At 34.9% G+C, this 26484-nt stretch carries 27 protein-coding genes and 2 other annotated features; of the genes, 22 read left to right on the top strand and 5 right to left on the bottom strand.

The annotated features are described in order from the left end of the window. The first annotated feature begins 351 nt into the window (after positions 1 to 351). Positions 352 to 573: a binding site (T-box leader), on the top strand. A 55-nt stretch (positions 574 to 628) separates the two neighbouring features. Both HPT25_RS21580 and HPT25_RS21575 read left to right on the top strand, forming a co-directional pair. After that, positions 629 to 2332, top strand: a complete 1704-nt coding sequence (locus HPT25_RS21580; RefSeq protein ID WP_173069089.1) for a 2-isopropylmalate synthase — start codon at positions 629 to 631, stop codon at positions 2330 to 2332. A gap of 165 nt (positions 2333 to 2497) precedes the next feature. Further along, on the top strand, positions 2498 to 3796 hold the full coding sequence (locus HPT25_RS21575; RefSeq protein WP_173069086.1) for an aspartate aminotransferase type Ic: 1299 nt from the start codon (positions 2498 to 2500) through the stop codon (positions 3794 to 3796). Between the two features lie 379 nt (positions 3797 to 4175). Here HPT25_RS21575 and HPT25_RS21570 read toward each other — a convergent pair whose 3' ends face one another. Continuing rightward, positions 4176 to 4751, bottom strand: coding sequence for an undecaprenyl-diphosphatase (locus HPT25_RS21570; RefSeq protein WP_246277256.1), 576 nt, complete (start codon positions 4749 to 4751; stop codon positions 4176 to 4178). 52 nt (positions 4752 to 4803) lie between these two features. Between HPT25_RS21570 and HPT25_RS21565 the strand changes: the two genes are divergently transcribed. Both HPT25_RS21565 and HPT25_RS21560 read left to right on the top strand, forming a co-directional pair. Next, positions 4804 to 5994 carry an MFS transporter gene (locus HPT25_RS21565; protein ID WP_217269788.1) on the top strand — a complete coding sequence of 397 codons (1191 nt, stop codon included), beginning with the start codon at positions 4804 to 4806 and terminating at the stop codon, positions 5992 to 5994. Positions 5995 to 6069: 75 nt separating this feature from the next. Beyond that, positions 6070 to 6531 (top strand): hypothetical protein, encoded by a 462-nt coding sequence (locus tag HPT25_RS21560; RefSeq protein ID WP_173069083.1) that lies wholly within the window; start codon positions 6070 to 6072, stop codon positions 6529 to 6531. 291 nt (positions 6532 to 6822) lie between these two features. On the opposite strand, the gene HPT25_RS21555 is transcribed toward HPT25_RS21560, so the two are convergent. Next, positions 6823 to 8004 carry a chromate transporter gene (locus tag HPT25_RS21555; protein WP_173069080.1) on the bottom strand — a complete coding sequence of 394 codons (1182 nt, stop codon included), beginning with the start codon at positions 8002 to 8004 and terminating at the stop codon, positions 6823 to 6825. A 612-nt stretch (positions 8005 to 8616) separates the two neighbouring features. On the opposite strand from HPT25_RS21555, the gene HPT25_RS21550 reads away from it, so the two are divergent. The 3 genes from HPT25_RS21550 to HPT25_RS21540 all read left to right on the top strand — a co-directional run bounded on the left by HPT25_RS21550 (position 8617) and on the right by HPT25_RS21540 (position 9920). Beyond that, positions 8617 to 8958: a sigma-70 family RNA polymerase sigma factor gene (locus tag HPT25_RS21550; RefSeq protein WP_312857315.1), complete on the top strand. Its 342-nt coding sequence runs from the start codon at positions 8617 to 8619 to the stop codon at positions 8956 to 8958. Continuing rightward, positions 8882 to 9301, top strand: coding sequence for a DUF2705 family protein (locus HPT25_RS29485; RefSeq protein ID WP_512698529.1), 420 nt, complete (start codon positions 8882 to 8884; stop codon positions 9299 to 9301). Before HPT25_RS21550 ends, HPT25_RS29485 begins: the two co-directional genes overlap by 77 nt. 175 nt (positions 9302 to 9476) lie before the next feature. After that, entirely contained in the window at positions 9477 to 9920 is a 444-nt protein-coding gene (locus HPT25_RS21540; protein ID WP_173069073.1) for a helix-hairpin-helix domain-containing protein, read from the top strand. A 314-nt stretch (positions 9921 to 10234) separates the two neighbouring features. Here the strand turns inward: HPT25_RS21540 and HPT25_RS28470 are convergent, their stop codons facing one another. From HPT25_RS28470 to HPT25_RS21530, 3 genes are all read right to left on the bottom strand, one after another. Next, on the bottom strand, positions 10235 to 10366 hold the full coding sequence (locus HPT25_RS28470) for a DUF4238 domain-containing protein (RefSeq protein WP_217269786.1): 132 nt from the start codon (positions 10364 to 10366) through the stop codon (positions 10235 to 10237). An 87-nt stretch (positions 10367 to 10453) separates the two neighbouring features. Beyond that, positions 10454 to 10783, bottom strand: coding sequence for a DHCW motif cupin fold protein (locus HPT25_RS21535; RefSeq protein ID WP_173069070.1), 330 nt, complete (start codon positions 10781 to 10783; stop codon positions 10454 to 10456). 576 nt (positions 10784 to 11359) lie between these two features. Then, positions 11360 to 12427, bottom strand: coding sequence for a branched-chain amino acid aminotransferase (locus HPT25_RS21530; RefSeq protein WP_173069067.1), 1068 nt, complete (start codon positions 12425 to 12427; stop codon positions 11360 to 11362). A 341-nt stretch (positions 12428 to 12768) separates the two neighbouring features. Between HPT25_RS21530 and HPT25_RS21525 the strand changes: the two genes are divergently transcribed. The 15 genes from HPT25_RS21525 to HPT25_RS21460 all read left to right on the top strand — a co-directional run bounded on the left by HPT25_RS21525 (position 12769) and on the right by HPT25_RS21460 (position 26483). Next, entirely contained in the window at positions 12769 to 13302 is a 534-nt protein-coding gene (locus HPT25_RS21525) for a DinB family protein (protein WP_173069063.1), read from the top strand. Between the two features lie 308 nt (positions 13303 to 13610). Then, positions 13611 to 13760: a hypothetical protein gene (locus HPT25_RS28465; protein ID WP_217269785.1), complete on the top strand. Its 150-nt coding sequence runs from the start codon at positions 13611 to 13613 to the stop codon at positions 13758 to 13760. Positions 13761 to 15209: 1449 nt separating this feature from the next. After that, positions 15210 to 15992 carry an alpha-helical endospore appendage domain-containing protein gene (locus HPT25_RS28460; RefSeq protein WP_217269784.1) on the top strand — a complete coding sequence of 261 codons (783 nt, stop codon included), beginning with the start codon at positions 15210 to 15212 and terminating at the stop codon, positions 15990 to 15992. A 789-nt stretch (positions 15993 to 16781) separates the two neighbouring features. Next, positions 16782 to 17354, top strand: coding sequence for a histidine phosphatase family protein (locus HPT25_RS21515; protein WP_173069060.1), 573 nt, complete (start codon positions 16782 to 16784; stop codon positions 17352 to 17354). Between the two features lie 508 nt (positions 17355 to 17862). Then, positions 17863 to 18207, top strand: a complete 345-nt coding sequence (locus HPT25_RS21510) for a hypothetical protein (RefSeq protein WP_173069056.1) — start codon at positions 17863 to 17865, stop codon at positions 18205 to 18207. 203 nt (positions 18208 to 18410) lie between these two features. After that, on the top strand, positions 18411 to 18761 hold the full coding sequence (locus HPT25_RS21505) for a hypothetical protein (RefSeq protein WP_173069053.1): 351 nt from the start codon (positions 18411 to 18413) through the stop codon (positions 18759 to 18761). Between the two features lie 223 nt (positions 18762 to 18984). After that, positions 18985 to 19464 carry an HIT family protein gene (locus HPT25_RS21500; RefSeq protein ID WP_173069050.1) on the top strand — a complete coding sequence of 160 codons (480 nt, stop codon included), beginning with the start codon at positions 18985 to 18987 and terminating at the stop codon, positions 19462 to 19464. A 295-nt stretch (positions 19465 to 19759) separates the two neighbouring features. Further along, complete coding sequence (locus HPT25_RS21495) at positions 19760 to 20122, top strand: VOC family protein (protein WP_173069047.1); 363 nt, start codon at positions 19760 to 19762, stop codon at positions 20120 to 20122. A gap of 193 nt (positions 20123 to 20315) precedes the next feature. Continuing rightward, positions 20316 to 20984: an HAD family hydrolase gene (locus tag HPT25_RS21490; protein ID WP_173069044.1), complete on the top strand. Its 669-nt coding sequence runs from the start codon at positions 20316 to 20318 to the stop codon at positions 20982 to 20984. Positions 20985 to 21119: 135 nt separating this feature from the next. Next, positions 21120 to 21344 (top strand) — a binding site (T-box leader). A 58-nt stretch (positions 21345 to 21402) separates the two neighbouring features. Further along, positions 21403 to 21870: an HIT family protein gene (locus HPT25_RS21485; RefSeq protein ID WP_173069041.1), complete on the top strand. Its 468-nt coding sequence runs from the start codon at positions 21403 to 21405 to the stop codon at positions 21868 to 21870. Continuing rightward, entirely contained in the window at positions 21867 to 22670 is an 804-nt protein-coding gene (locus tag HPT25_RS21480; protein ID WP_173069038.1) for a PP2C family serine/threonine-protein phosphatase, read from the top strand. The genes HPT25_RS21485 and HPT25_RS21480 overlap by 4 nt, the downstream gene beginning before the upstream one ends. A gap of 56 nt (positions 22671 to 22726) precedes the next feature. Further along, positions 22727 to 23251 (top strand): GNAT family N-acetyltransferase, encoded by a 525-nt coding sequence (locus HPT25_RS21475; RefSeq protein ID WP_173069034.1) that lies wholly within the window; start codon positions 22727 to 22729, stop codon positions 23249 to 23251. Between the two features lie 249 nt (positions 23252 to 23500). Continuing rightward, positions 23501 to 24148 (top strand): alpha/beta hydrolase, encoded by a 648-nt coding sequence (locus tag HPT25_RS21470; RefSeq protein ID WP_173069032.1) that lies wholly within the window; start codon positions 23501 to 23503, stop codon positions 24146 to 24148. 174 nt (positions 24149 to 24322) lie between these two features. Further along, positions 24323 to 24883, top strand: a complete 561-nt coding sequence (locus HPT25_RS21465) for a GNAT family N-acetyltransferase (protein WP_173069028.1) — start codon at positions 24323 to 24325, stop codon at positions 24881 to 24883. A 181-nt stretch (positions 24884 to 25064) separates the two neighbouring features. Next, the gene (locus tag HPT25_RS21460; protein ID WP_217269783.1) at positions 25065 to 26483 is read left to right on the top strand and encodes an MFS transporter; all 1419 of its coding nucleotides are present in this window, start codon (positions 25065 to 25067) and stop codon (positions 26481 to 26483) included. The last annotated feature ends 1 nt before the right edge of the window (position 26484 follow it).

The following is a 26484-nucleotide window of genomic DNA, read 5'->3' as shown; positions in this document are numbered from 1 at the left end:
CCATTATCAAACTTTCTTTACAGACAATAGTCGATTCGTTAGGGGGATTTTTAATTTACAAAGAAAATACGAATAGTTCAACTATAATGGCTATAGGATTATAGGAATCGTTATGGTTGAATGGGGAGATTTTGGACAAAGTAGTAAATCAGTCATAAATGGTGATATTCTATCTTTTTATTAGCCAATGTAGGTTATTTGTTAATCGTGCAAAATAAGGTAAAGAAAATTTCTCATTGGATTTAAAAATCTATTTTTTCTTCAACATAATTTTTAAAAAAATGAAAATTATGACTTGATTATTATTAAAATTCGTTATAGAATAGGAAAAATTAAAAAATTCGAATAAATCCAAATGCTTTGAATGGGAGTATTAAGGAATATTTATTGTTTAGAGAGCTGCCGGGTGGTGAAAGGCAGTCAATAATTTCCCCAACTCGCCCAGGAGTTGTAAGGCTGATATGTAGGTCTTAACGGATGACAACCGTAATCAAGTCGTTAAGTGGGTTCGTTTTATTTCATAAACGAATCAAAAAGAGTGGTACCACGTAGGCAAAGCCTGTCGTCTCTTATGAGATGATAGGCTTTTTTTATTTCTAATAACAAAAGATATAAGGTGGTTATTAAAATGAGAAATATTGAAAAGTATTCGAGAGGTTATTTTATGCCTCCAGTAAAAAGCTTGAAATGGACAGAAAAAGAGTACATAGAGGATGCTCCCGCATGGTGCAGTGTCGATCTTCGTGATGGAAACCAGGCTTTGGTCGTGCCTATGAACTTGGAGGAAAAGCGGGAATATTTTCAATTGCTCCTGGAAGTAGGTTTCAAGGAAATAGAAGTTGGTTTTCCAGCTGCATCGGAGACAGAATATGCTTTTCTGCGGACATTGATTGAACAAAATTTGATTCCTGATGATGTGACGGTTCAAGTGTTAACACAGTCAAGAGAACATATTATTAGAAAAACGTTTGAATCACTTCGAGGAGTCAACAATGCGGTCGTGCACCTATACAACTCTACATCTGTCGCACAGAGGGAGCAGGTTTTCCAAAAAACGGAGCAAGAAATTATCGACATCGCCGTAACCGGAGCCAAACTGCTTAAGAAATACGCTGCAGAAACCGAGGGGAACTTCCAGTTTCAGTATTCACCGGAAAGCTTTACGGGAACAGAGATGGAGTTCGCGTTGGAAATATGCAACCACGTACTTAATGTATGGCAGCCTACTCCAGAAAATAAGGTAATTATCAATCTTCCAGCTACAGTGTCGATGTCAATGCCTCATGTTTACGCTAGCCAAATTGAGTATATGAGTGATCATTTAAACTACCGGGACAATGTGATCCTATCAGTCCATCCTCACAATGACAGAGGAACAGGAGTGGCAGATGCGGAATTGGGTATGCTTGCCGGTGCACAGAGAGTGGAGGGAACGCTATTCGGAAATGGCGAAAGAACAGGAAACGTAGACATCGTAACGTTGGCATTGAATATGTATTCGCACGGAGTAGATCCAAAGCTTAATTTTGAAAATATCCCTGACCTTCTTTCGAAGTATGAAGAATTAACAAGAATGAAAGTCCATGAACGTCATCCATATGGCGGTGAACTCGTCTTTACTGCGTTTTCTGGTTCCCATCAGGATGCCATTGCTAAAGGAATGAAATGCCGTGAGGATAGAAGTCGTCAGTATTGGTCAGTACCTTATCTATTGATTGATCCAAAGGATATTGGCAGGCAGTATGAAGGAGACATTATCCGTATTAATAGCCAATCTGGTAAAGGAGGAATTGGATATATCCTTATGCAGAACTATGGGTTTGATTTGCCTAAGGAAATGCGTGAAAGTTTTGGATACACGGTTAAAAATGTATCAGACCGTTTGCACAAAGAGCTGATGCCAAATGAAATCCATGAAATTTTCATTAACGAATATGTGAATATTCATGACCCTATTGAATTTATCAATTACCGATTTACCCAAAATGAAAATTATGAAACGAATGTGTCGATTAAGATCGATAACGAAATTCATGAATTAATCGGTACAGGAAATGGAAGACTGGACGCGATCAGCAATGTTCTCCAAAGCACACTAGGAATAAATTATAATCATTTAGTTTATAAGGAGCATGCTTTAGAAATAGGTTCGCAAGCAAATGCCGTATCATATGTAGGTTTTACTGCTTTAGATGGGGATGTTTATTGGGGCTGTGGAATTGATGCTGATATTATGACCTCTTCTGTTAAAGCTCTGTTTAGTGCCATTAACAAAATGTTATCCCGTGTCAAACCGAATTTTGAAAGTGGATATTCTCTTTTAAATAAATAAGTGGAGAAATTTTCAAAACAAACTAGATATTGGGCGTCTATGTTTCATTTTTTTCTCAAAAACACAATCAGGGCTATTAAATGAAATAAGGCTGATTGTAATTTAGAGAAAGACGTGTAAAATAAATGTGGAATATTCATAATTTGGTAACGAGGATGTGCGGAAATGGGAAGTATCGAAAATTTTATGGAATTAAGTATATCTGAATTAAAGGAACATGATCAGAGATTACAAGAAAAATATAACGGATATAAAAGTCAAAATCTGAATTTGGATATGTCTAGAGGCAAACCATGTCAGGAGCAACTTGACCTATCCAATGGGTTGCTAGATAGTTTGAAGTCCAATGAGGATTATAGAGGAATGGATGGAACGGATTATCGGAACTACGGGGGGCTTGACGGGATACCAGAAGCAAAGGAATTATTTTCACAAGTCCTTGAAGTAAGTACGAAAGAAATAATCATAGGTGGAAATTCCAGCCTTAATATGATGTATGATACGATAGCCAGAGCGATGTTACATGGGGTATATCGGAGTGAATCTCCGTGGGGCAAACTTCCTGTCGTGAAATTTCTATGCCCAAGTCCGGGCTATGACAGACATTTTGCTATATGTGAGCTCTTTAATATCGAGATGATCACAATAGATATGTTGAGCAGCGGGCCGGATATGGATATGATTGAGAAACTTGTAAGTGAAGACGATAGTATTAAAGGAATATGGTGTGTTCCTAAATACAGCAACCCTGATGGCATAACATATTCGGATCAGACAGTAGAACGGCTTGCCCAAATGAAAACAAAAGCAACTGATTTTAGAATTTTTTGGGATAATGCATATACGGTCCACCATTTAACAGAACATGAAGATCAGTTGAAAGATATCTTTACTGCTTGTAAGTCAGCAGGTAATCCTCATCGTGTGTTTATGTTTAGCTCTACGTCCAAGATTACGTTCCCTGGGTCTGGCGTTGCTATGATGGCAGCTAGTGAAGAAAACCTTGATTTTATAAGGCGGCAGCTTTCCATTCAAACAATTGGACCTGATAAGATTAACCAACTTCGCCATGTTCGTTTCCTGAAAGATATGAATCATTTAAAAAAACATATGGAAAAACATGCAGAGATTATCAAACCAAAATTTGAAATTGTATTAAATAAACTTGAGTCGGAATTAGGCAGTAAAAATATTGCATCATGGAATAAACCAAACGGCGGCTATTTCATCAGTCTTAATACATTAAACGGATGTGCCCGAGATATTGTCAATATGGCAGCAGAAGTGGGTGTCAAATTGACCCAGGCAGGAGCTACCTATCCTTATGGGAAGGATCCAAGAGATCGAAATATAAGAATAGCTCCTACATTCCCTTCGATGGCGGAATTGGAAAAAGCAATTGAAGTGTTATGCCTTTGTGTGCAATTAGTAAGCATTAAGAAGATATTAGCGGAGAAAGAATAGACGCTTCATAAGTGATATTGGTAATAATGAAGGGGGGAAGCTACGAAATAAGTTTCCCCTGTTTTATTCCTGTTGTCTGTTTTTTTTTTTTTTGGAAAAAATTACAAAAGGACTGCATATCCATTTCAATCAACGTGGCTTTTTTGCGGATCCCGCTATTAGGGGAAGATTGGATCGGCAGCCGGAAAATGTTTATCATTTCCAAGGGACTCACTGGATTATTCTTTCTTTTTGAGGTTTCTTAGGCTCTCAGCAGCTTAATTTTGCAAAAAGATTGCAAGGCCTTATCTTAGTGTTTCTCTGAATATTAATGATACTTAAATAAAAAACATCGGTATTTTTAAACCGATGTTTTTTTAGATATTTATTCTGAAAGGTCTTATTCAGTTTTTGGAACGAGTGGAATTCGGTTGTATATAGTAATAATAATCCGGCCGATAGGTTCAAAAACAGAACTAAATTTATAAACAAAGGTACTAGTCAAAAGGGCCACGATTATACTTTCAAGCACATCAAACGGATAATGATGACCGACATAAATACGGGAAAATCCTGTTAAAACTGCTAATATTAGCATTCCGACACCAATTTTACGATGACGTATTAATACCGCAAGTGCAAGTGAAAATGCCCCTGTTGTATGATCACTAGGAAATGAAGAATCTCTTGCATGTTGAATTAGTAATTGAACATGATGTGTAACAAATGGGCGGGGCTCATAATAGATATGACCTAAGATTAAATTTATGAACAATCCTATTGCACCTGTTATAGCAGCAAACACAACCGTGTTTTTTAATTTTTCTTTTCCTAAAAACCACATAAGAAGCAGACCTAACGCATAAATAATCAATGCATTTTTGCTAACAAAAACCATTAATGCATCTAATAACGGATGATAGGTATTGGTAAAAGTTAATAAACTTGCATAATGGAGAAACAAAATTATTAACAAACAGGGACAAACGCAAGAAGTTTTTTTGTCAGTAAATGAATAGAGGTGAACGATGGAATCTGAGAAAGAATCAAAAAAACATTTTTTGGGGTTAAATTCAGTCATTTTTGTTCTTGGCATGGTAAGTCTTTTGACCGACCTTTCTAGTCAGATGATTGTTCCGATCCTTCCAGTATATTTGACCTCTATATTGCATGTTCAAGTCGGGACTGTGGGTATTATTGAAGGGATTGCTGAGAGTACCGCAAGCGTTTTAAAATTTTTCTCAGGTTGGATTTCTGACCGATTTGGCAAAAGAAAATGGTTAATGGTTGGAGGCTATGGATTATCTAATCTGATAAAACCTTTTTTCGCATTATCCTCATCTTGGGGGGAAGTACTTTTTATACGGTTTGCAGATCGTTTTGGAAAAGGGATTCGTACATCCCCTCGAGATGCGATCCTTGCAGATACCACTACAAAAGAAGAACGTGGAAAAGCATTTGGATTTAGAAGGTCAATGGATACACTGGGTGCTGCTCTAGGACCGTTCGTGACCTACTTAATTCTTACTCTATGGAAGGGGGGTTATGATGCTGTCTTTTGGTTATCGGCAGTCCCTGGTTTATTGGCGACGTTTCTCCTGGTCTTTTCGTTAAAAGACAAAACAGAGTCAATTAAAACGCACAACAGTGTAAAATTATTACCAAGGATTAGCTTTAAAGGCCTTAGTTCACGTTTTGTCTGGTTCACACTTATAACTACACTTTTTACCATTGGAAACTTTTCTGATGCATTTCTTATTTTACGGGCGAAAGACGTTGGGATGACAGCCGAATATATACCATTAACTTATTTTGCATATAACATTATTACTAGTATCTTTTCTACTCCATTTGGAATGATTTCTGACCGCATCGGCCGTAGACCGGTTATTATTACAGGATATGTAATTTTTGCACTCATCTATCTTGGCTTTGGTCTGGTCCATACTGTCTTTGGAATTTGGATCTTATTCTTTATTTATGGATTGTATTATGCGACCACTGAGGGTATTCAAAAGTCCTATGTTGCGGATATGGTACCAGAAGGAAAACGAGGCATGGCGATGGGAACGTTTAATGCTTTAACTGGTATAGCTGCATTACCTGCAAGTATAATGGCAGGTATTTTGTGGCAATCATTCGGTGCTTTTACAGCTTTTGGTGTAAGCAGCATGCTCGCAATTTTATCAGCATTGCTATTGCTCATTCTTCGTGTATAAATAGAGAAAATTACTAATGCAATAAAAAATATCATTCAGGCAACCCTAACTTTATAAAAAGCAGGGGGAAAGGATATGAAGAAAATATTCTTAATGATCGTAATGATATTTTTCTTTATTGTTGGAAATGCTTCTGCTTCTGGATTTATAGAGTTAGGAAAAGAAGAAGAAGTAAAAGAGTATGCGCCAAAAATGTTTATTTATGAGGCTTTACGCACATGGATGATCCATGATGTATCTGATTATTATGAGAAAAAATACGAGGCAAAATCAGTTGGATTTTTTGGCCCTAAGCCAGAAAAAATCCGAATCTGGATAAAAGATATTAAGCCTAACTCAAGCGATCGTATCCACACTCATATTGTAAGAGTCTATTTACCATACGAAAAAGTAATTATAAATGATAAAAAGGAAATGAAAGCAGCAGATACATTTATTTATGCTATTAATGCAAATTTGCTCTCATCTTGCCCTGAATCGGGTAAATCTGAAAAAGAAATAAAATTAATCCATTCTTACCATAAGACCGTTCCTTAATTAAGAGAATGAAAATATGGCATCATCATTACGGTTTAAACTTTTTTTATAAAAGTTATGGCCAAAGTTTAAAAGCCTTATTTGATGCAAAAATGAAACGCAAGTAATATCACTTGCGTTTCATTTTTGCTGGAAATTTTAATTTTGTTTTGTGTTATGATTTCACCATAGACTAAATGTTTTACAAAATGAACCCGTTTGAAATTATACTCATGGTTTGATTTTATAATCGATGAAAGGGTGGCTTACTTTTATTCTAGCTAACAAATTAACCATCAATGTTAGATCTTCCTAAGTAAGAACGGAAATAACGATTCCACCGAGAGCCGAAATAATGACAACAATCCAAGAGGGAAGCTTCCAAATCATGAGTAAAGCAAAAGCAATAATGGCGAGGCAAAAATCATAAGGCGTTTTAATAGCACTCGTCCAAACAGGATTGTATAAAGCAGCAATCAATATCCCGACAACAGCCGCGTTAATCCCAGAAAGTGCCGATTGGAATTCTGAACGAGATCGAAGGATATTCCAAAACGGCAGTGTACCTGCAACGAGAAAATAGGCAGGTAAGAAAATAGCAATCAGTGCAAGTATACCGCCAATTATCCCGTTAGGGTAAGGCTTTGATATATAACCAAGGTAAGAAGAAAAGGTGAACAATGGGCCTGGAACGGCTTGTGCTGCACCATAACCAGCTAGGAATTGAGCATTTGTCATCCACCCTGTTGGTACCATATCTCGCTGTAACAAGGGCAAAACTACGTGACCGCCTCCAAAAACTAAAGCTCCTGCACGATAAAAGCTATCAAACATTGCAAGGCCCTGATTATGAATACCGATCCTTAAGAGGGGGAGTACAATCAGAAAGACAAAGAATAGGCTGAGAAAGGTAATTCCCTTTATTTTGCTGATTGGTATTGACATCGGTTGAATGTCCTGTACTGCATTATTTTGTATGAATTTCCATCCAATGAGTCCGGATACAATAATGATCAGAACTTGAACCATTGAATTAGGAACCAATAGGGAGGCAACAGTAGAAACTATAGCTATTGTACCTCGCATTTTCCCGGCAGCAAGCTTTTTGGCCATCCCCCAGACTGCTTGAGCAACAACAGCCACGGCTACAATCATCAATCCATGTAACCAACCCGCCTGATGGATATTTTGCCCTTGAAACACCCAAGCAAAGATCATGAGTGCAATGGCAGAGGGAAGTGTAAATCCAAGCCATGCCATAAGTCCGCCAATCAATCCAGCTCGTTGAATACCAATAGCAATGCCGACTTGACTGCTGGCAGGTCCAGGGAGGAACTGACAAAGTGCAACTAAATCAGCATAATTTTTTTCATCCAGCCATTGACGCTTCTTCACATATTCCTCATGAAAATACCCTAAGTGTGCAATCGGACCTCCAAATGATGTAATTCCTAAACGTGTAGAAACCTTTAAAACCTCCAGAATGCGACTCAATCTAAATTTCCCTCCTTAAAATCAGTTTGTATGGCTTTTACTTGGTACTTGGCTTCATCAGTGATTCCTGCTCCGTGTGTTTAGCTGGTGTAATTTTTCGTGTTTCATAATCGAATTTCAATAGTAGTTTAACATGGAATTGCCATTTTTTTAGAGTCAGAATAAATAAATATTTAATGATAGTATAGGGGGGATGTTTTACATGTTAATGCAGTTATAAATCTAGCATTATGTACATTATTAAACTTTTATGTATAGGAATGAAGGAAGGACCTTAAAAGAGCACTTTAATAAAAGAAATAGCCACTTTTTTAGAGAAAACCAGAACCAATAGTGTATTTTTAGTATTCCAATGTTGTACTCTTGCTTAAATCCTTTCTATATTGGAGATGGTCATATATCAAACGAAGAGTTTCTAGAATTCATTGACCAAAGAGATGAATATCTGCTTGCGTTTTAACTAATGGAAGGGGGATATGTTTAGTAATACAAACATTTATACATAGCAGATCAAGCACCCACCTTTTCAATCTGGTGAATGCCGATTTTGGTCAAATATAAAACTTTCTAGTAAACTTAATAAATACTAATAGGTGGCTAAACGTTTTTGTTGTGTTTCTTTATTTTGAAAATGAACGATTTTTCCCAGTTAGTCGTATTACATATAGATTATTATTGTATGGAGTAGATCTAATGGATGAAAAGGATTTAATTCGAAAGGCGAAAAAAGGAGATACATTGGCACTTTCGAAACTGCTACAACAGAATTATTCGTATCTCGTAAAGTATTTAATGAAAGTTACCCTTCATCCACAAATGGCAGAAGATTTAACACAAGAGACGATGATGAAGTGTATTGAAAAAATCCAACTGTATAATGGTGAATCCAAGTTTTCCTCATGGCTCATCACAATCGCAACGAACCTTTTGGTATTATACGAGTTTACTCATTGAAACAGTAGCTTTTGAGCACATTCTTCAAAGTGTAGGGATCTACAGCATATGGTTAGTTTTTGTTGTTACATTGACGCTCTTTTTTAGTACGATAATGAAAGGAAATGGCAGTGCCGCTTTTGTTACAATTTTTGTGGTCTTTGCCATTTCAACGGTTACATCCATTCTAGGAAAGTATATGAAATGGAGTCCGGCTACGATGACTAAGCACACAGGACAGATCTTGTTGTCAGGAGAACTAGATTCTAGTTTCTTGCTAGCTTTTATTACAACTATTGCTATTATCATCGTCGTTCTCATCTCGTCCATACAAATCTTTAAGCAAAAAGAGTTATTGGAATAAAAAGGTATCCTACCATGTTACGGGTTCGCTGGGCGTTTTTTACGTTTATATAAACGTATGTTTGAATATTTCGAGTTTTTATGGGTGAATATGTTAATCTAGAATTAAGAAGTTGTGAAGGTTTATACTTTAACTAAGGTTCAGAAGGGTTTAAGGAGAGTAAGGGGAGATATAATTGAGTTCAAACACTAAATTACCTTTAACTGGTGATGAAAAATTAAAACTTAGAAGAGCGAAAATAAAAATTAGTGAATTATATCACTTTGAAGTAGATAAAATAGCTCATATTCTTAACACTCCCGTAGAAAAAGCTAGATTATTAAAGGGATTAGCTGAATTTCAATCCATACCTTCAATTGGTTATAAATTAGCAGAGAATCTGGTTTTTGATTTGAATATTTTTTCATTATCTGAAATCAAAGATAAAAATGGTGCTGAACTTTTTAATCAATTAGAAAAAAAGTTAGGTGTGTTGACCGATAGTTGTGTTGAAGACCAATTTCGTTGTGTTGTTCACTATGCAAACAATCCTAAGAGTAATAAACAATGGTTTGATTTCACAGAAGAAAGAAAAGCATATCGAGAAATAGTAGGCTTTCCAATAGATAGACCTATATAGGCTAGGTATGAATAAAAAAATTAATATAACAGGATTACTTCTTATTTCATTAACAGGTGCGTTAGATAACAATATATGGATAAAAAGAGACCGTTAGTTATTTGTCGGTCCTTTAAATGCTCTCAGCATAAAAATTCGCAAACGTTTATACAAGTCAATTCGCAGGTGTCTGCTGACTGCAAACTGTTGTGAATTAGTTTGCGAACTCTGGTGTGAATTATATTGTTAAAATGAGCAGAACGTTGTTATACCACTAAAATAAGGGATACCAATTCATATACGAATTAGTATCCCTTTTAGCTTTTTAATTATATTTAAAGAGCTATTTCAGGGGCGATTGGAAAAATACACCTTATGGCATAATCATTGTTTTTAAAACGACAAACTGCATTGTCGGAAGTTATAAATCCACTCCCTTTATCAGCAACTAAAATCTCAATAATCATGTTATTAATTTAATTTTGAGATTCTTCGAAAATAGGCTCGTTGTTAATTAATAATTTAAAAATAATAATCTAGTACATTACTATGGATTAATCTACGATAAATAGTTTTGCCCCAGTGTTCGTATAAGATCTATGAGGATCTGCATCATTTGCCACCTGATAACTGACTCCTGGCGTAAGTTTGAATTCTCTTCCATCTGAAAGCTCGGTATACAGTTCACCTTCTAGTACTAACAAAACGTGGCCTTTGTTACACCAATGGTCTGCAATATAACCAGGAGTATATTCTACCATTCGCACTCTTATGTTCCCCATTTCAAATGTCCGCCAATACGCAAACCCTTCAATTCCAGGATGTTGAGTAGCGCTTATTTCACTCCAGTCAATTGTACAAAATGGAACATCCGTTATTTCCATGATGTTTTCCCCCTTTGATAATTTGGCTTTTTAAATGACAAACGTTCACCGGTATCATAAAATGTGTTTATTACTATTGCCTGTGTCTAACTGAACACCTATTTTTTTGAATAGAAAATTAAATTATTTCTTTAAAACGAACAGTGCCATAACTTAGATTCAAAAGAAACGGATCATGAACGATTATACATCGGTGCCACACCAGCAAAACGCAAATCTACAACGTTATGTACTTCCCAAAAAGGCACAATTTTTCAATTTTCATCGTTGAGAAATTGATCTTTTTGGTTCTTTCATAATCGTGCCCTATAATTGAATAAGACCCATGGAAACTACGACCTTATCCCCTAATGCAGGATTCAAGCTATTTAATGTGCCCATGTATCAGGTTATGAAATTAGTTATTTTCCAAAACAACAAAAACAGCTAAAATTCATAAATAACTGTGGAGATATAAAATTTCCGTTTTTCGGTAATGATTTATCTTAGCTTTATGGGCATGTGGTGGGGGACCTTTTAAAATAAGGCAACTTTCGCAAATATAGCGGCTGTTTAATCTAAAAAATTACCAATATTCTAAATTTTTAAGGTCCAGTTGAATTTGTCATAGCCTTTTCCTAATTGAATATCTGTTATCGCTTCAAATAGTTTTTGAGATAAATAACCTAATTTGTTATTATTTATAACCATTCTTTTGTTATTCCAGTTAAGTTCCCCAATTGGAGAAATGACGGCAGCAGTACCAGTGCCAAATATCTCTTCTAACTCACCTTTAAGATAATACTTATAAATATCTTCAATAGGAATTCTCTCTTCTCTCACAGATATATCCCAGTATTTTAAAAGTTCAATAACTGAATCTCTCGTAATACCTCCTAAGAAACTTCCATTTAGTTTAGGAGTTAATACTTCTCCATTAATCTTAAAAAATATGTTCATACTTCCTACTTCCTCAACATATTTTTTTTCTTTTGAATCCAACCATAATACTTGATCGTAATCCATTTGTTTAGCCTTTTCTTGTGCCTTTAAACTAGCAGCATAATTACCCGATGTCTTTGCAGATCCTACTCCTCCCTCTACAGCACGAGCATAATCATTCTCGACATAAATTTTAACTGGTTTTAATTGCTCAGAATAATAGGGGCCTACAGGTGATAAAATTATTACAAATTTGTATTGACTAGAAGGTTTTACTCCTAATTGGGCTTCAGTTGCAATAATAAAGGGACGAATATATAAAGATGTACCTTCTAGGTTGGGTATCCATTCTTTTTCTAATCGAATTAATTGTTGTAAAGCTTCGAGAACTAATTTTTCATTAACTTGAGGAATACATATCCTTTCACTTGAAATATTTAAGCGTTGGATATGTTTATCTGGTCTAAATAAACATATTTGATTATCAATAGTTATAAAAGCTTTTAACCCTTCAAGTACTGCTTGACCGTAATGAAATACGGATGATGAAGGATCTAGAATTATCGATTCATAAGGGACGATTCTAGGATTATACCAGCCTTTGGTTTCCTCAAAATCCATGGTAAACATATAATCGGTAAAATGGTTTCCAAATCCAATAGATGATGGGTCTGGTTTCGGTTTCCTAGAAGGAATTTGAACTATATCTATAAGTTGGTTCAAGATAATGCACCTCTTTTTTTCAGTATTATACCAATTATTTCTATTTGAGTGAAGTTTTAAAATTTTCAATAAATTAATGCTTGAAAAATAGGGCCCCAGCTAAGGAATACAAAGTACGCTTGTTGCAAAATGCTGAAGGAGCCCCATATTAAACAATGGAGATCCTTCAAGATAACTGGGTTGATATTAACTGTTTTATGATAATAAGGTTAAAAACTCCAGTCATTCTATTTCCACAATGGGGCCATTTTTTTGAATAAAAAAGAAGGGATTATTTGTAAGTAAATCGAAGTTAAATAACGTTAAGAAGAAAGAAAATTATAAAGAAAGTGGGAGATCTATTGAATACAAAAGAGATATTGAAGCAGTTCGAACAGGTGGCTACATACTATATTGAAGAGTTAAGTAAATATTCGCCAAATGAGTTTACGAGGAAGCCTTCTGAGGATGAATGGTCATTAGGGCAAATGTACAATCATTTAATTCGAACAGCCCTCTATATGCAGCTGGGTGCAATTGAAAAAGGCTTGAATGGTGAGGCTCATGAAGGCGGTGAGAAGACAGAAGCCGGACAGCATGTTTACATGGCCGGGACGTTCCCGCCGATTCGTATCAAAGTTCCGCCACAAGCTGGCTATACACCGAAAAACCCGATCGATAAGAACGAGGTGAAAGAAGGGATGTTGCAGCTAATGGAGAAAATGAGAGAAGTAGAGCCGAAGCTGATCAACATTCCTGAAAATCGGAAAGTCGAACATCCTAGATTCGGTTACTTAAATGCAGTGGAATGGTTCCAGCTTATTCAAATGCATTTCCGACACCACTTACTGCAAAAAGAACGTATCGATCAGTTTCTTTTAAATGAAAGTAAGTAATTTTTAAGATGCTATGTGATATTTCCTGATTCACCGTGGTACAGATATACTGAGGTGATTACATGATACTGTATGAAGAAGAATTGTCGATTCTGAAAAACAGGTGAATTAAAGATCTCCTTAACAGACGTCGATCAAGAACTTTACATTGAGGGTGCTTTAATAAGTCTAAATATAAAATATCATCAGTTTATTCCTAAAAAACAACCTCCTGGAAGTAAAGTACTTGTAATAAAGATCAAGAAATAATTTAAATAATTCAGGTATAGATTCTTTTGTAATATTGTGCAGTATCACGGCAATACAGAATGATATTCTACAATCGGGCGCTTTTCTTGGTGCGAAATGTTCCTGACTCAATTGAAATGTGGTCACACAATTTCGGTAAAGGTCAGGCAGTTTTAGGTTCTAAAACTGAAGGGTATATCGAGGAGTCGAATGAAGAGGTAACGCTCTGAAAGGCTCCCCCTGCGTCGAATAGCACGCTGTTTAGTAATGATTAGCGTGTTATAAGCTCGGCTAATAGGCGTGAGAATTTACCGTAACAGTCCGGCTGACGAAAGCCTACCCGATGGGGTGGTGTAAATCATGGTGCTTGGGTTGAACAGATATGGTGAGAATGCAATGAAATATAATAAGAAATTATTATTGCTGACAAACTTCTGAATGTACGGGTCTAGACGCGCGTTATACATAAATGTATTTACTACTATAGGGTTAGCTGTGGATGAGTAAGAATCAATAATATAAAAATCCATCTTGTGTTACAGGCACATGCAATGCTAACAGGCTCATAGGAAGCACCTAAGTTTGTTCCATAACAGATGTAACTCAACGTTGTAAGCTGATAACGTGGAGGGCTTACTCTCGATGAAACGTTGAAAAGGAAAATAATCGTGAGACTAGCGATTGTATAACTTTTCTTCATATCAGTGAAAGTGGTGGCACAGTACCGTTGAAGCGTGTAATGAACGTGGAGGGATAGCCACTAGAATGATAAAAGATTCATTCAACCATGCAAGACATTTCTTAAACAATTAATAAGGTTCTTGTAAGATTAATAGAGGTTTACCTCCTACGAGAGGCACCGACTTATTAAAACGAAAGAATTGAGACACTGAGGATGTTACAATTTCAAAAGTGTAGATGATGGAATGGAATTGGATTAGTTGGAACGCCGTATGCTGGGAAACTCGCCTGTACGGTGTGAAGTGGGGGGAAAGCTGGCGATAACTTCAAAAGCTTACCTATCATTATAATAAATCTTAGATTTTTAATTGACTGTATTGCTAAAGTATCCTATATAAAAGAATTAAATACTTTATTTTACCCCTATCTAATCAGGATGGAGTATACGTGTTTGAAGTATTAAAATTAATTACTTAATGTAATCTTGACATTTCCTTATTGCGGATGGTTATAGCATCGCTGGTACTACCCATTTATGAGAGCATTAATGCTAGGGTAATTTTACAGATTATTAAGTTGTTTTTATATCAACGTTTTTAAGGATTTTTAACTAAGCTTAAATCATACCTTTTCTTACCGTTTTGTATTGAAAAAATGTGTGGATTTGGGTGTGACTATTTGGAAAAGTGTGACCATATGTCTGGACTATAATAGGTAGTAAAAAGTGAGGCGAACGTTTTCTAATGATTAAATTGGAAAGTTCGTCTTTTTGTGCGCCCGTTTGTAGTTCCAAGTCCAAATTGCCCGCTCTGTTGCAATGCACAATGTTTTACATTGCTTTCGTTTTTGTAAGTAACGACAGCTAATGGCTTTGTTCAAAAATGAAGATAGAAATAGAATAGGCTTATCCCTAGACATGATTTTCTAGGCAGTCGCCTATGCCCACTCATTCTCCGCACATACAATAACAAGAATCAGTTGATAAGAGGTGAATCCCCTTGAGTTTTCCGAATATCCCGAATGTAACACCGAGTATCAGCATCACAAGTGAAGACGTGTTAAACTTACTTCTTGCATCCGTCGCATTTGAGGAGCTGGGATTAGCACATATATTAAACGCCGAAGGCGAAAAAATTCAATTTGCTATTAAAAATGCCACATCAATTGCGGACCTTTTTGCAGCAAATCAAAGCGTGAATAAAGTATTGAAGACCGTCATCAAGAAAGAAATGCTGCTCCAGTTCAAGCTCGAAGACATCATTGAACTGATGAGTTCGTCATCCAGTTCTTCCACTTCAACGACGACTACAACCACTTCAACATCGACGACAACCAGTACCACTTCTAACACAAGGACAACTACTCGACCATTTCAAATTATTTTTCGTGACATTGCTTCTGCAACAGGGATGACAACCGCTGGCGATATGGTTTCAAGCGAAGATGATTCTTTCTATCACACCAATTTCTCGCCTGACTACGCCAGTTATACCTTTACACAAAGCCCAATTAACGACGTGCCCCAAGGTCCGGTTCCTTCGATTCAAGTCATTAAACAAGTGTCAATTGATGGAGGAATGAATTGGTTGGATGCCGAAATTCCACCGGGTCCTGAACTCACGCATAAAGTAGGCAAGGCTTGGTTCCGAATTTTAGTTCTCAACAACGGTAACTCAATCCTAAACAATGTGATAGTTACTGATCCTTCACTTGGACTTGAAACAGTTATCACGGACTTAGCTAATGGTGTCGGAGTGGCATTTGTCGCCCAACCAATTTGATCGAACACTAAAAGAATTATGTCAGGATAAAAGGCATTCCAATGTTGGATGCTTTTTTCCATTTTCAAGATTTTTATCGTAGATATTTATTCAATCATCCACCTCTGGGTGTATTTTTATGCCATTTTTAGACTAATCCAAGCCTATGTAACAAGGAATCCCTACAAGAAAGGGTGCAAAGTGGACACGGTCACAGGTAGGGGAGATGGTACAGAGAGAGAATTATTACATTCTTCCACAATCGGGCCAGATTGCTGAGGAAGGATTATCACGTAAAGCTATAGAAATAACTAATTAAATAACCATTATTCGGAAAAATTTTATGGTGATTACTGAAAAAAGAAATCATCACTCTTATTAGAGAAGATAAATTGATAATGGAAATATTGGAATGTGCAAAATTGATAAATTTACCTGATTTGTGAATATGTGATGGATTTATTTGATCAAAAATTTGGGATGTGAATTGGAAAATTCCTTGGAATCAGTTAAAAGTTTACCACATCAATGACCCTCATTAAGCTATAGTGTGCTAACACAAGAAAGGAGTTGCAGTAGTAACTCCTTTTTTGTGTGATAAGATTCTTTGATTTAATAGAGTTAAATAATATTGGATGAGGAAAAATCTAGAAAAAAATTTACTTTTAAATGAATTTGATTTACTCTATACATAGAATATCTACGTATGTAATATTCCTATGTAAAAGATGATGAAATTATGGGGTATTCTTTTCGAATAATACTCTCTGCATTCGGAATAAAAGATTTTTGGATATTCAGGAGGTAGTTATGAAAACTTATATATACATGGTAAGGCACGGGGATTCACCAAAAAGTGGAAATGAAAGAACAAGAGGTTTAACGGAAAAGGGAAAATTAGACGCTCAAAGAATAACTGATGTTTTAAAGGATGAAGGGATTAACACTGTTATCTCAAGTCCATACACTCGATCAATTTTAACTGTAGAGCAGTTAGCTAAACACATTGGACAGGAAGTTCTAGTAATTGAAGACTTAAAGGAAAGAATTTTTTCGGCTGGGGACGAGCGAATATCTGATAAAGAATTATTCCCATTATTAAAAAAATCATTTTCTGAACCAAATTTTGCATTAGAGGGGGGAGAATCTAATGCAGATTGCCAGAAACGTGCAATAAAAACTTTAAAAGAATTGTTAAATACATATCAAGGAAGGAAAGTTGTAGTAGGAACTCACGGAGCTGTTATGGCATTGATGATGGGGTATTATGACAGTAAGTACGATTTGAATTTCTTACTACAAACATCAAAACCCGATATATTCAGAATGGAATTCAATGAGCAGGAATTGGTGGATGTAAAAAGATTGTGGGGAATGTCTTAGATTGAATGGTTCACCTACTAATTTATAAGCTACCTTGGAAAAAATTGTTGATGTGACAGCTCATTTCGAACAATTTCTCACTTTACTAAGGGACGAAGCTATATAGAAATTAGATATATTATAAAGGTGATAAAGATGATTTTATTAGTTTTGATGTTGCTGACCGTTTATTTACTTATTACTATATTTTGGTTTGCAAATTCACCATATTTATTTTCATTATGGGGTGAAATTATATGGATTACTTCAATTGTGTTAGGGTTTGTTGCTTATAAACAAATAAAAGAGCGAGAGATTATAAGGACGCTGATATTGTATTCAACTTCCTTTATGGTATTCCTGGTATTAGTAACAATTTTGATCCATTGGGCAGTGACTTCTATGCCATAACTTAAATCTAGAAAAGTAAAGTGGCAGAATTATTGACGAATGGATGCGAAGTAATGACTAAGGAGGGATTAGGCTAGGCTGACAAATGAAATGTTTCAGAGGAATACTTATACTAATTGTGGCATTTGTCGTAGTAGTGGGAATTGGTTCTTATTATCTATTTAACAAATCGGCATTTATGGATAGTCAGCGTTTAGATAATCAAATCAGTCAACTTATTAAACAAAAAGATGCTAACCAGATAAAAAAAATAGCTATTGGTGATGATACTTATAACTTTCTAATGAATTTACCTAAAAATTTAAAACCTCAAAAAACAACAGATTGTCAAGCAAGCGATGGGAAAACAGAATATTTCGTTACTACCTTAGGTGGTAAAAGAATGGAAGTGTGGTTAAAGCAATATTCCAAATATGGAGGTTTAATTAGGGAAGTAGAACTTTATCAAATTTCAATTCAATAATCTTCAAATAAAGTGAAGCTGGAAATTTATTGAGCTATCAGGATCTTAAATTAAATAAGGATATTCAGCAATTGGGCGCAAGAATTGAACAGCAATGGACTGTTTTCAGCAGTCCATTTTTCTTGGTCTTTAATCAGTTAAATGGCAGTTTTCGAGGGAGGATTTTGTAAGAAAAATAAAAGTTGTAAAGAGGAGAAAAACTTATGTCTTTTACCAGTTTAATTATTTTGTTTGTTCTATTTCTTGTTTTTATTTTCATAGTAATCGGTGTTACTTTACACCATAAACAAAGGAATACTCAAACTAAACCATCTTTGTTGGGGTTTAGTATACTTTTTCTTCAAGTAGGACTATTTGTATTATTCTTCACTGATATTTTAGCAAGTTTTAATAAGGTATTGGTTGATATTGTTTGGTGGGGTACAGTTATGTGTGGTTTCGCTTTCGGAATATGGCAAATTAAAAACAATGTAATAGTATCTATGTTGGCTATCTTTATAAGTATTTTGTTAGCAATTCTTATGCGTCTAATGCTGTTCATTACCTCAATGTAGTAAAAAAAGTTATGCAACTAAAGGGCGCAATTCTGTAGCAAGAATTGTGCTTTTTATTTAGGTTTAGGGCCAGATTGCGGAATAAAACGTTTTAAGAAAATTGGCATACTGAATAGTTTGTGAAAACTTTCACATAACCTAAATTGCAGTTTACTTGAAGAAGCAGGAGATTTAAAAACATTTATAGAATTAATGGTACTAGAAATTTCAAGGAGAGAAAAGAATGAAAACAAGCTTAAATGAAGATTGGAAAAAAGACAGAATTGCAGCTGCAAATCGTGGAGAAAATCCAATGGTTATCGGAAAAATGAAAAGTGGCTTTGCTGTTATTGGAGATACTCAATTTCTTCCAGGATATTGTGTACTTTTACCGTATGTTCAAGTTGGTACTTTAAACGACTTGGATTTTAAACAAAGAAGTGAATATCTATTAGATATGAGTTTAATTGGAGATGTAATACAAGAAGTCTGTAATCCAAGAAAGATAAATTATTCTATTTATGGAAACACAGATGCGTTTTTACACGCCCATATATTTCCTAGATATGAATGGGAATCAGAAGAAAGAAAACTCAAACCCGTTTGGCTATATTCGCCTAACCATTGGACTGATAGTAAGTATCAATACACCGTTGAAAAACATTTAGATTTAAAGGAAAAACTCGCTGAAAACCTATTTCAAATAATGAAAGATGCATATTAATCTTTATAATATTGGTTATTGCGGATTTCGTATTTTAATGCTTCTTCTTCAAGTAATGGGCGCGATAATTAAGTATCAGAGCAGTCATTGTGAGACTGCTTTTTTGTTGAACTAAGAATAGAGAAACAAATCAAAATAGCATGAAACATAAGTGATACTTATGAATTTGCATAAAAATATTATAATTTACTTATTGTATTTTGTTATATAAAATAATAGCAATTCGGAAGATAATTCCAGTTGATGTGTAATGGTAACTATATTTCTGAAAGCAAATTAATGGGGAGGAGATTTAATGATTCTCGGATTACATCACGCACAAATTACGATTCCAAAAGGAACTGAGGAACAAGGAAAAGAATTTTATTGTAAAATTTTAGGTCTATCTGAAGTTAAAAAGCCTGATTCGCTTAAGGGGCGAGGAGGATTCTGGTTAGAGGTTGGAGATAGACAGATCCACGTTGGAACAGAGGATGACTTTGACCGATTAAAAACAAAAGCACATATTGCTTATCAAGTAGATAATATTAAATATTGGAGAAAAGTCATAGAAGAAAACAATATTAAAATACTTCAGGGTGTACCAATTCCAAATTTTGAACGTTTTGAGTTTAGAGATCCATTTGGTAATAGAGTAGAGATGATTCAAGAAATTTAGTTAGAAATACTTTAGAACAAATAGATAAAAATATTTAAATGAGTACTGGTCTATATTTTCAATATCGTATGTTTTCCACAAACTGCGCATTTCTTGAACATCCGGGCTGTCTAGCCGGGTGTTTGTTTCTTCAGCAAAATGGTTAGTTAAACAAGGAGAAATGCTAGAAACAATACAGGAGGAGATAAATACAATGATTAAGGCTGCTATTTTTGATTTAGATGAAACCTTACTTAATAGGGATAAGGCAGTAGAACAAATGTTTTTAATGATTTTAGAAAAGTGTTATGAGGACGATAAACATTCAGCAAAAAATGAAATGTTGAAGAAGTTCAAAGAATACGATAAAGAAAGCTATGGCGACAATGATAAAACAAAAGTTTTTGAATCATTTTTTGATGAATTCCCACCAAAATATAGATTGCCACACAATGACATTCAAGATTTCTGGAATAATAATTTCCCCCATTGTTTTACAATAAACCAAAATACCATAAATTTAGTAAATACAATAAAGATGAAAGTTAAAGTTGCAATTATAACAAATGGCTCAACGAAGAGACAAAAAGCAAAAATAAGAAATACTAATTTAAATAGTTGTTTTGATATAGTAATTATTTCTGAAGAAGTGGGATTTAGTAAACCTGACAAACGCATATTTGAATTAGCATTAAATAAGCTTAATGTACAACCCGAAGATGCATTATTCGTAGGAGATGACATAGAAAAGGATATTGGTGGTTGTCAAAATGCGAATATAAAGGGTATATGGTTCAATCCTCGTAGAATCAAGAATCATACCGAAATTAAACCATATGCTGAGATCAATTCTTTTGATGGATTATTAAGTTATTTTACATAATCGTTGTTGAAATAACGGAGTCTTTACTTCAATAACGATTTTCAACAATCGGGCGCTATTGTTTAATAAGAATTTCCTTGACGATTATTGGTGCACAATTTATAATTTTAACAAAATTCCTTTTTTATCCATACAACAAACACTATGAATAGGAGTAATAAGGAGATTTTATTGTTCAGAGAGCTGTTGTTAGGTGAAAAACAGTCAATGAAGCTCCCCAACTCGCCTATGAGTGGATAGATTGATATGTAAATCTATACGGTTCACTTCCGTAATCGAGTTTCGAGATGGTTCTTACAGTTTTTTTCTAAAGAGCCGAGAAGAGTGGTACCACGGTAAATAAATCTTATCGTCTCTTTTGAGACGGTAGGATTTTTTTTTTAGAAAAACTATAAATAATATTCGGGGGGAGTATTTTATGAATGAGGATTGCTTTATTTGTGATAAGCATAGGGGAGTAATTAAAACAGCAGGAACGATAATATATGAAGATCGGTACGTTTATGTTGGGCATATTGACAAAAATGGAGAACAAAATTACTTGGGGCATATTATGATTGATTTGAAAAGGCATATCCCAACTCTTGCCGAAATGACTATAGAAGAAGCTAAAGCCTTTGGTGTTATTATGTCAAGGGTAAGTAGAGCCTTGAAGGAAACTGAAAAAGCAGAGCATATCTATGCTCTTGTTTCAGGTAATTCAGTCCAGCATTTACATCTTCATTTGGTCGCCCGATACCCTAATACTCCAGAAGAGTTTTGGGGCCCAATGGAAGTATATGAATGGGGAGAAGCACCCATTGGGGGTCATGATAAGGTTGTTGAACTTTGTGAACGAATAAGGAACTACTTAGAGACTACAGAATACGAGAGTGGTAATGTATGATTGAGTATTTCTGGGTAGGTAGCCAAAAACATTTCGTTGATGAGCTTAATGTTATGGAATTCGAAAACAATATGGTACTTGGGCGTTTTGGTGGCAATTCTTCATCGGGCCAATACAAGAATGAAGATGGTTGTTTGATTTGGGCAAATCCTGAAGACGATTGGGAATTTGTTATTCTTCTTGATGCTCACAACACTGCTCAAAGTGCTGAGTTGGTTCTTTCTACTATAAGAACTAATAACGAAAAAATAATAAATTTATTGAAATTAGAAACAAGGAAGGCATTTTATGAGATAAATAACTTCATCTTATCTGTATTCACCAGTAAAAAATTTAAAGAAGATTGTCAAAAAATAAAGGGCGAAACTGCTTGTCTTATTGTGATTAGAAAAGAGAAATATATTTTTTGGTTATCTATTGGTGATTGTGCTCTATATTTATATCATCCTGAGCTCTCCACTTTAGGTGAATATCAACAGAACCATAGAAGCTTTTATGAATGGATAGGTCAAAAAAGTGCATTTAATCATTCTGTACCTTGTTTTAGTGCAGGAATAAAGGAAATGAGAAAAGGTAAAACCAAAATATTGCTAACAACGGATGGTTTAATTGAATGTCCTAAAGCCAATTTGAATTCTGCAGAAGAAATATTCCAAATGATTGAAGGATTTACAATTAAAGATGGTTTAATCGCATTGTTAGATGAAGTAAAAAAGAAAAATGTTCGTGATAGCACCACAATAATTTCTTGGGAAGTTATAAATAAAGAAACTGCTGTGATGCCGAGTGATATAAGGTGAGATAATTTTAAAAAATCGAATACACAGAATTTAACTTTTCATAAGAGGTGAGTTAAATGTACATAAGAAAAGCTGTATTAACTGATGCAAAGGGGATTGCAAAAGTACACGTTGATAGTTGGAATACTACTTATAAAAACATTATTCCTGATGAGTTTTTAAAAAAATTATCTTATGATCAACGAACCGACTTGTGGAATAGTAATATCTCAAAAGAGGGTAATTATATCTTTGTTGCAGTAAATAATGAGGGAGAAATCGTAGGATTTGCAGATTGTGGAAAAAGTGAAAGTAATAATGTCAATAATTCTGGTGATTTAACATCCATTTATCTTCTTGAAGAATATCAAGGGAAAGGAGTTGGAAAGCAACTTTTAAAACAACTTTTCCTTCAATTTCAAGTATTAGGCTTCAATAAAGTTTTCGTTGAAGTATTAGAAGCAAATAAAACCCGTTATTTCTACGAGTATTATGGTGCTCAACTAGTTAAAACAGAAAAGATAGTAATAGGTGGTGCTCAATTGAATCTTCTTATATACGAATGGGATAATCTAAACAATGTATTAACTAAATTAAGCTAAAATGCTCATAGATTGTGAAATAATGTGCTTAAAGTAACGTGGGTTTTAGTTAATTAAACTCCAAAGATGCGATTGGTTAGAACTGAATCAATCGCTACACCTGTTCAACGGCTCGATATTACCAATAAAGTCTTTGATTTAAATCATATTATCTATTTCCGATTAATCCCTGCCGTAAAGAGAATGAGTTATTTTATAAAAAAATTGCTAATTATTTTTAGAATATTAAAAGTTTCGGAGGGGAAATTGATGAACGTAAATAAAAAGGAGCTACAAACAAACGACAAAGCGATTAGTTACACACATATAGAAACAGGTTCCCAAACGATTTGCTTTATGTTTTCAGGTTCAGGTTACAATTACGATAAGCCCCTATTTTATTATGCAACTATGACGATGCTTCATAACAAAATTGATATTGTTCATATCCATTATTCCTATGAAGAACATTTCTTAAAAAAATCTCTTGAAGAAGTATCCAAAACAATGGTGGATGATATTAATCCTATAATTTCGGAAGTCCTTAATAACGGTCAATACAGCGAAAAGATTTTTTTAGGAAAATCGCTTGGAACAATTCCGATTGCTAATGACCTTATGAAAAGAGATGAATTTTTAAATACCACAATGATTTTACTCACTCCTCTGTTAAAGTATGACTTGATTTTTGATGCAATTTTGAATAGTGAACACCAAGGGTTGTTAATTATCGGGGATAATGACCCTCATTACAATATCGATCAAATTGAGGAATTGAGTAAATCAAATTTACTGATAGAGGTTATTCAAAATGCAAATCATCACTTGGACATCGGAGAATTTGAGACAACCAATTCCATTTTCGCTTTATCAAGGGTGATGGAAAAACTCCTGGAAACTGTTAGTCCCGAAGAGTAATGTTTTGCGAGGCACATTGTGAAGAAATACACTTAAACAAACGGGTAGCTTTACTTCAATAACGATCTTCAGCAATCGGGCGCTATCCAAGAATATGATGGTGCCTTAATTGTTTAAATATTATGTATAATAATCATAGTAGTTAGGAATTATCAAATTTGGAGGAAATCTTTTGTGTATTATCAGGAAAATGAATTAGTTATTCGACCAATTATCGAAATAGATTTACCACATCTATGGGAATTAATGTATAAGGAAGAATCCCCTGAATGGAAAAAGTGGGATGCCCCTTACTTTGAACATAAACAGATACCATATCAAGAATTCATAAATTCAAAAGAAAATGTTCTTAATCAATACAATCGATGGGTTATTGAAGTCAACGAGCAGGTTATTGGAACAGTAAGTTATTATTGGGAGCATAAGCCATCAAATTGGCTCGAAATGGGAATAGCAATTTATAATCCGAACTTTTGGAGTGGGGGTTATGGTACGAATGCTCTTCTTCTATGGATAAATCATCTCTTTAATACCTTACCATTGGTTCGTGTTGGCTTTACTACTTGGTCAGGGAATGAACGTATGATTAAACTTGGTGAAAAGCTTGGAATGACAATGGAAGCAAGATTGAGAAAATGTCGTTATTATAACGGAGAATATTACGATTCTATAAGAATGGGTCTTTTACGGGAAGAATGGGAATCGAGTTCGCTTTTCAACAAAGCCAGCCAATAGAAACTACTTAGTTATTCCATTATAGGGCGCAAGAATTGAAGAATTTATGGACTGCGCAGCAGTCCATTTTTTTTCATGGTCGATAATCCGTTAAATGGAGGTTAGCTGAAGAATAATTATATCAAAATGATGGTGATATGGTAAAATTTAGTCGCGATGAAAATAGAATGTGAGGATTCTTATGACACTTATGAGCACTAAAGCCAAAATGATATTTACCATCACCGTGTTTGTTGTTCTTGCTGCTTTCGATAACATAATTATTGGCCTATTCCCACCGTTGTTTAAATATATATCTGAGGACTTACATATAGGGGTTCCAAAACTAGCGACAGTTTCTGCCTTTAATATCCTAGTTACAGCCATTTCTTCTGTTTACTGGGGATATCTTTCTGGAAAGTTCAAACGAAATAAACTGGTGATAATAGGCACATGCATTTGGGTTGTTTCTGTATTTTTAACTGCTATCAGCAAAAATTATATGCAATTGCTTTTATTTCAAATGCTAACAGGGGTGGGGTTAGGATGCATTGCTTCAATCGGTTTTAGTGTCTTAACGGATTATATTCCCCATGGAAAACGTGGAACCATTTTGAGCCTATGGGGGATGGCACAAGGGTTAGGGGGGATTGCTGGTTCCCTTTTGGCTTCATTGACCACCACCAACCATAATTGGAGATGGCCTTTTGAAATAGTTGGTTTTATTGGTTTTTTTCTCATTTTTTTCTATTTATTTGTTGAAGAACCAGCAAGGGGCCAGTCGGACCCTGAACTGAGAGATGTTTTTGAAAAAGGGGGCTCTTACCATTATCGAATCGAGGCTAAACAAATTAGGGAAATCTTATTGAAAAAAAGCAATTTGCTCCTTTTTTTTCAAGCTTTCTTCATGAATATTTCTACTGGAAGCCTTATATGGATTCCTATTCTATTTACTTTTAAGATAGAACAGCAAGGATACAGTTCAGCAACAGCAGTCATTGCATCAGGATATCTTTACGGCATTTTTCAGCTGGGAGGAATGGCTTCTGCTTATTTTGGGCACTTGGGGGACAAGTTTCAAAAGAAAACTTTTAAAGGGAGAGCTGTTTTAACTTCATTCTTTGTATTTTTTACGATGCCTCTTTATATAGTCATGTTCAGTGTCCCTATCCATCGTCTTGTGCTTCCGAAAGACGACAATGCCTTTGCCATCCTATTTCAATTGTTGGAACAAATCTTATTAAACCCATGGATGGCAGCAGTGTTTCTTCTATCTTTACTTGCTTCTGCTGCCCAATCTGCGAATACACCGAATTGGCTTGCATTGATCACCGATGTGAATTTGCCTGAGCATCGAGGCACAGCATTCAGTGTAGCCAATCTTTTTAACAGTTTAGGTAGAACGATTGGGAATTTAGGAGTCGGTATCCTTCTTGGGGTAATTTCATTATGGTATCAAGAACCCACCAGTTATGTGATTTCTTTATCGGCTTTGCAACTTTTCCTTATTCCTTCAGCTATTTGCTATTTGTTCATGACAAAAAGCAACGTATCCGATATTCAGAACATGAAAGAATCATTAATGATTAGGATAAATGAATTGGAAGAAGATCCACAATAAT

Source organism: Neobacillus endophyticus (assembly GCF_013248975.1).
Classification (GTDB): Bacteria; Bacillota; Bacilli; order Bacillales; family Cytobacillaceae; genus Neobacillus; species Neobacillus endophyticus.
The sequence above is the reverse complement of the archived record's forward strand: the minus strand, read 5'-3'. Positions and strand labels throughout refer to the sequence as shown.

Bases quoted from the DNA above. Each gene is read 5' to 3' on its own strand.
- HPT25_RS21580 (WP_173069089.1), top strand. From the start codon at position 629: ATGAGAAATATTGAAAAGTATTCGAGAGGTTATTTTATGCCTCCAGTA.
- HPT25_RS21575 (WP_173069086.1), top strand. From the start codon at position 2,498: ATGGGAAGTATCGAAAATTTTATGGAATTAAGTATATCTGAATTAAAG.
- HPT25_RS21565 (WP_217269788.1), top strand. From the start codon at position 4,804: ATGGAATCTGAGAAAGAATCAAAAAAACATTTTTTGGGGTTAAATTCA.
- HPT25_RS21560 (WP_173069083.1), top strand. From the start codon at position 6,070: ATGAAGAAAATATTCTTAATGATCGTAATGATATTTTTCTTTATTGTT.
- HPT25_RS29485 (WP_512698529.1), top strand. From the start codon at position 8,882: ATGGTGAATCCAAGTTTTCCTCATGGCTCATCACAATCGCAACGAACC.
- HPT25_RS28470 (WP_217269786.1), bottom strand. From the start codon at position 10,366: ATGATTATTGAGATTTTAGTTGCTGATAAAGGGAGTGGATTTATAACT.
- HPT25_RS21535 (WP_173069070.1), bottom strand. From the start codon at position 10,783: ATGGAAATAACGGATGTTCCATTTTGTACAATTGACTGGAGTGAAATA.
- HPT25_RS28465 (WP_217269785.1), top strand. From the start codon at position 13,611: ATGATATTCTACAATCGGGCGCTTTTCTTGGTGCGAAATGTTCCTGAC.
- HPT25_RS21515 (WP_173069060.1), top strand. From the start codon at position 16,782: ATGAAAACTTATATATACATGGTAAGGCACGGGGATTCACCAAAAAGT.
- HPT25_RS21505 (WP_173069053.1), top strand. From the start codon at position 18,411: ATGTCTTTTACCAGTTTAATTATTTTGTTTGTTCTATTTCTTGTTTTT.
- HPT25_RS21500 (WP_173069050.1), top strand. From the start codon at position 18,985: ATGAAAACAAGCTTAAATGAAGATTGGAAAAAAGACAGAATTGCAGCT.
- HPT25_RS21495 (WP_173069047.1), top strand. From the start codon at position 19,760: ATGATTCTCGGATTACATCACGCACAAATTACGATTCCAAAAGGAACT.
- HPT25_RS21490 (WP_173069044.1), top strand. From the start codon at position 20,316: ATGATTAAGGCTGCTATTTTTGATTTAGATGAAACCTTACTTAATAGG.
- HPT25_RS21485 (WP_173069041.1), top strand. From the start codon at position 21,403: ATGAATGAGGATTGCTTTATTTGTGATAAGCATAGGGGAGTAATTAAA.
- HPT25_RS21480 (WP_173069038.1), top strand. From the start codon at position 21,867: ATGATTGAGTATTTCTGGGTAGGTAGCCAAAAACATTTCGTTGATGAG.
- HPT25_RS21475 (WP_173069034.1), top strand. From the start codon at position 22,727: ATGTACATAAGAAAAGCTGTATTAACTGATGCAAAGGGGATTGCAAAA.
- HPT25_RS21470 (WP_173069032.1), top strand. From the start codon at position 23,501: ATGAACGTAAATAAAAAGGAGCTACAAACAAACGACAAAGCGATTAGT.
- HPT25_RS21460 (WP_217269783.1), top strand. From the start codon at position 25,065: ATGACACTTATGAGCACTAAAGCCAAAATGATATTTACCATCACCGTG.